Annotated in this window: 1 protein-coding gene; it reads right to left on the minus strand. The window is 69.7% G+C overall.

Annotated elements, in window-relative coordinates:
• Nucleotides 1-2,842: non-ribosomal peptide synthetase (locus ACWELQ_RS42800; RefSeq protein WP_452402698.1), on the minus strand; the 2,842-nt coding region annotated here is incomplete at both ends.

A 2,842-nucleotide genomic window follows, 5' to 3' on the forward strand; every position in this document is an offset into this window, starting at 1 on the left:
CCACGAGACGGCGTCACAGGCCAGGTGGTGGATCACGATGGCCAGGCGACCCGACCGCTCCGGGCCCGCGTCCAGCCAGGTCACGGCGAGCATGACGCCCGCGCGTGGATCCAGGCGATCGACGGCCGCCGCCAGGGCATGATCCATCACCGCCTCGCAGAGCATCGCGTCCGGAGCCTGGTCCGTGCGGTCGATGCGGTGGAGCAGCGCATCCGCGTCCATGAGATGCGCTGGGGGAACCTCCAATTGGTATCCCTCTTCGGTCTCGATCACGCGAGCGCGCAGCATGTCGTGGCGGTCGAGCAGCGCCCGCAGCGTGTGCAGCAACGCCACGGAATCCGCGCCGACCGGGACCTGGACCACCATGGATTGGGCGAAATGCTCCCAGCCCGGCCGCTGCAACAGCCATGCCGCGACGGGCGTGAGCGGCATCCGGCCGACACCGCCGCCCGGCAGTTCGGGAAGTTGCCGCGGGCGTTCCTGAACCCGGGTCACGACGGCGGCCAGTGCGGCGGGCGTGCGGTGCTCGAAAACCTCACGGGCGGAGAAGACCAGACCGGCGGCGCGGGCCCGCGAGACCAGCGTGATCGCCATGATCGAGTCGCCGCCCAGCGCGAAGAACGAAGTGCCGGGGCCGATTTCGGGGGTACCCAGAATCTCGGCGAACAAGGTGCACAGCAGTCGTTCGGTCTCCGTCGCCGCAGGCCCGTGCACCGGTTGCGCCACAACAGGTTCGGGCAGGGCGCGGCGGTCGACCTTGCCGTTGGCCGTGAGCGGGAGCGCACCCAGCACGGTGACGGTGCCCGGCACCATATAGGGCGGCAGCCGGCGTCCCGCATGATCGAGCAGTTCGGCCTCGGCGAGGTCGTGACCGGCATGCGGGACCACATACGCGGCCAGCACGGTCCCGCCATTGGCCGCCGGGCGCGCCACCGTCACCGCGATCTCCACACCCGGATGCGTGTTCAGGACGGCGTCGATCTCCCCGAGCTCGATGCGCATGCCGCGCAGCTTGACCTGGAAATCACCGCGGCCCACGTATTCGAGCACGCCACTCTCGGTCCAGCGCACCAGATCACCGGTGCGATACATGCGCGATCCGGCGGGACCCGTTGTCGCGGGCACGAATCGGTCGGCCGTCAGCCCCGGACGCCCCACGTAGCCGCGGGCCACCCCCGGACCGGTCACGTACAGCTCCCCCGCCATGCCGATGGGCACGGGCCGCAACCAGCGGTCCAGCACCAGCATGCCAGCCCCCGGAATCGGGTCACCGATCCCGGCGTTCACACCCGGCACCAGCCCGCCGGTGTAGGTGACCGCCACCGTGGTCTCACTGGGTCCATAGGAGTTGAGCAGCTCCCGCCCGATCCCGAAGCGCGCCACGATATCCGGCGGCGTCGGCTCTCCACCGGAAGACACCGCGCGCACCCCGTCCAGCGCGTCAGGTTCCAGCGTCGCCAGCACCGCGGGCGTCGAACACACCTGCGTGATTCCGAAATCCCGGACCAGCCCGGCCAATTCGGCACCGATCACCGGATCCGCCTCGGCCACCACCAGCGTCGTCCCCGACGCGAACGCCATCAACCACTCGAGCACCGCGGCATCGAAACTCGGATTCAGGCACTGCAACACCCGTGCCCCCGGCTGAACCCGATAGGCGTCCACGATCGCGTCCGCCAACCCCGCCAGCCCGGCATGGGTCACCACCACCCCCTTGGGCACCCCCGTCGACCCGGACGTGAACACGACATACGCCGGATTCGCCACCCGCACCCGCCCCCGCAACTCCGCGTCACTGAGCGGAAGATCTGATGCGATAACGGATTCCGCACTGCGGTCCTCGATCCTCGCGATCGATTCCCCTCCCGCCGCCCGCAGCTCGTCCCGCAGGACCTCGTCGATCGCGATCCAGCGCACCGAATCCGGCAGGGCAGCCTGCGATTCCGCGAGCGCGAGCCCGAAGACCGCCCCGGCCTCGGTAGCAATGCGTTCCACCCGCTCGGCGGGCAGCGCGGTGCCCAGCGGCACGAAGGCCGCACCGGTCTTCGCCACCGCCCACAGGGCTACCGACGCCTCGATCGAACGTGGAAGCGCCACCAGCACCGTCGATTCCGGTCCGATCGCGACCCCACCGTCCGCGTGTAAAAGCCTGCGTGCCAGGCGATTCGACAATGCGTCGAGCTCGCCGTAGGTGAGCTGGCGGTCCCGTCCGGCCACCGCGACCGCGTCGCGCCCGGCCCGTCGCAATCCCTCGGCGAGAATCTCGGGCAGCAGCCGGGGCTGCGGTCCCGCTGTCCCGTTCGCACCGGCCAGCACCCACTTCTCGTCAGGTACCACGTAATCCATTGCCGCGACCGGTGTTTCGCCCGTCGCGTCGAGCAGCGAATCCAGCAACGCGAGGAAGCGCTGGTGATGTCTGCGTAGCGAGTCCTCGTCGTACAGGCGGGGATTCGCGGCGAAGTCGACGTGGATCGGGGCATCCGCGCCGTGCTGGTAGAAGTTGACGAACAGGTCTTCGATCGGCCCGGACGTCAGCACGTGGAGGCTGGATTCCACACCTGCGAAATCGATTCCGGCCGGGAACAGCATGATGTTGATGACCGGACCGACCATGCCGCGCCCGAATTCGTCGCGAGCACCGTCGCCGCGCATGTCCTCGTAGCGGAACCGCTGATGCCGCAACGCCCCTGACGCGGCCACCCGGATGGCATCGAGCACCTCGCCCACCCGGCCGTCGCGCGGCACCGGCACCCGCAGCGGCACCACATTGGCGATCATGCCGCCCGAACGCCGCAGCACCGCGGTGGTGCGGCCGGAGACCGGCAGGCTCAGCACCACGTCC

Source organism: Nocardia sp. NPDC004722 (assembly GCF_053601505.1).